Consider the following 2,278-nt stretch of genomic DNA (forward strand, 5'->3'; position numbering starts at 1 on the left):
CGGACCGCGTCGCGCTCGCGTGCATCGCCGCCGCGCGCGGCACCGACCTGGCCGAGCAGGGCGAATCGGCGGCCGGCATCGCGCTGTTGACCGAGGCCGCCGCCCGGTTCACGGCGGCCGACCTACCCGGCCGGGCGGTGGGCGCGCAGGCCGCGATCGGCCTGGTCAAGGCCCATGACGAGGACCCGGCGGGCCTGGAGATCCTGGCCGCGGCGCACGCGGAGGCCAAGGCCCTGCTGCGCGACGGCCGTGCGGACGCCAGGCCGCTTGCCCTGGTGGTGCACCACCGCGCGGTCGCCGTGACGATGGCGCAGGTGGGCGACGCCGAGGCGCTGCTGAGCGAACTGGACGAGATCGGCGCCACGCACGACCTGGGATATCGACGGGCCGGCGCGGCCGAACTGCGCGCCGATCGCCTTCTGCGCGACGAAGAACCCGACCGCGCCGAGACCGAACTCGTCGCCGCCGTCGAGCTGTTCAAAGCGTCCGCCCGGCCCTGGCAGGTGTGCCGGCCGCTGTTCGTGCTGAGCCAGGTCCGCTTTGCCGCAGGTGAGGCGGTCGCCGCGGAGCAGGACATGCGGGCCGCCCTGGAAGCGGCCGCGGTGTACCCCGAACCGCCGTTCCCGGTCGGTCGGGCGCTGACCGTGCTGTGCAACGCGATCGCCGCGCAGGGCCGGCTCGCCGACGCGTATGTGCTCGCCCTGGAGGCCGCCCACCTGCTCGACGACGAGGACGAGCCGGCGATGGCCACGGCGTGCCGGGCCGGCGCCGTACGCATGCTGTTCGAGCTGGAGCGGGACGCGGAGGCCGCGGCGATCCTGGAGGAACTGCTGCCGCACGTCGCCGAACACCTGGGCGCCGAGGCCGCGATGCGTGATCGGTGGGCGCTGGGGATGTGCCTGGGCCGACTCGGCGACGCCCGTGAGGCGGCCCGGCATCTGTCGCTCGCCGCCGAGAGTTCGGTCAAGCTCGTGGACCGCGCGACGCAGGCCGACATCGCGGTCGACGCGGCGCACGCGCTGGCCGAGGCGGGCATGGCCCCACAGGCGCAGGCCGCCTACGGGCGGGCGCTCGAACTGCTGCGCGCCGAAGGGCGGCTCGGCGCCGCGGTGCAGGTCCTGCGGGCGAAGGCGTGGAACCTGGCGGGCAGCACCGATCCGCAGGACCCGTCCGGCGTCGACCGCGCGATCGCGATGTTCGGGCAGGCGTTGCGCGAGCTCGACGGCGCGCCCGTCGCAGACCCGGACGCGGCGGACCTCGTCGAGCGGGAACGGGCGCACACGCAGCACCAGTTGGCGCACCTGCTGGCGCGGGCCGACCGACTGTCCGGCGCGCGCGACGCCGCCGAGCGCGCGGCCGAGGCGTACACCGCGATGCTCCCGGAGCAGGTCGACGTATACCTGGACGCGATACGACTGGCCGCGCGCATCGAGGCGTTCGGCCTGGAGGATCGCCCGGCGGCCCTGACGCGGGTGGACGCGGCGCTGGCCGCGAGCTCGGCGGCGGGCGTCCGGGCCGCGGCCGACGAGCAACTGGCCGAACTGCGCGCCGAACTCACCCGCGGCTGAACCACGACGGATGAAGCCCCCTCGCCCGAGGGGGCTTCGCCCACCGGCGCTACACCCGCTCGACGACGACGTCGTGCGCGTCGGTCGCCAGGATCGTGGCGCGCGGGATCAGCCCACCGGAGAAGTCCAGTTCGAGCATGGTGGCGTCGGCCTGCACGATCGCGGGCACGACCTCAGGCCCGACGCGCGCCGAACTGTGCCAGGTGTGCTCGTGGCCGTCGCACTCGGCGAAGTCGCCGCCCACCGAGGCGTGCCAGGGCCCCTGCCGCAGGTTGGCGCCCAGGAGCACCGAGGCGGTGTGCTCCGGCGAGCACGTGTAGGTGCCGCCGACCGTGACCACGCCGTCGGCGGTCGCCCGAGCGGTCGGGTCCAGGGTGAGGTGGTCGGCCGCGCCACGCGTACCCGGGTGCGCGTGCGCGGCGACCGGGGACAGGGCGAGGGCGAGGGCGGCGAGGCCGACGGACAGGGCGAGCGACGTGCGGCGCGTGGTGATGATCATGCCCCGGACAACGAGCTTCGACGGTCGAGGTATCGCCGGACCGTACGGATGGGGGAGCGCGTTCAGTCGACCGGCAGCGTCGCGTCGATCGGGTCGTCCGGCGCGCCGTTGGTCCGCTCGGGCGCCGGCGGCCCCGGCTCGAAGCTCGCGCCCGCGTTCGCCAGCAGCCGACGGGCGGCGGCGTTGGCCCGGGTCGTGCTCGCGGTGATCC

2 protein-coding genes are annotated in these 2,278 nt (G+C 75.5%); one reads left to right on the top strand and one right to left on the bottom strand.

What is annotated here, in order from left to right:
• Window positions 1-1,568: hypothetical protein (locus GT354_RS08520; protein WP_161355653.1), on the top strand; the 1,568-nt coding region annotated here is incomplete at its 5' end.
• A gap of 49 nt (window positions 1,569-1,617) precedes the next feature.
• Here GT354_RS08520 and GT354_RS08525 read toward each other — a convergent pair.
• Window positions 1,618-2,067, bottom strand: coding sequence for a DUF6299 family protein (locus GT354_RS08525; protein ID WP_161355654.1), 450 nt, complete (start codon window positions 2,065-2,067; stop codon window positions 1,618-1,620).
• Window positions 2,068-2,278: the final 211 nt, after the last annotated feature.

The sequence above is a fragment of the Streptomyces sp. SID3343 genome (assembly GCF_009865215.1).
GTDB lineage: Bacteria > Actinomycetota > Actinomycetes > Streptomycetales > Streptomycetaceae > Embleya.

Coding starts and splice junctions, on each gene's coding strand:
- GT354_RS08525 (WP_161355654.1), bottom strand. CDS start 2,067: ATGATCATCACCACGCGCCGCACGTCGCTCGCCCTGTCCGTCGGCCTC.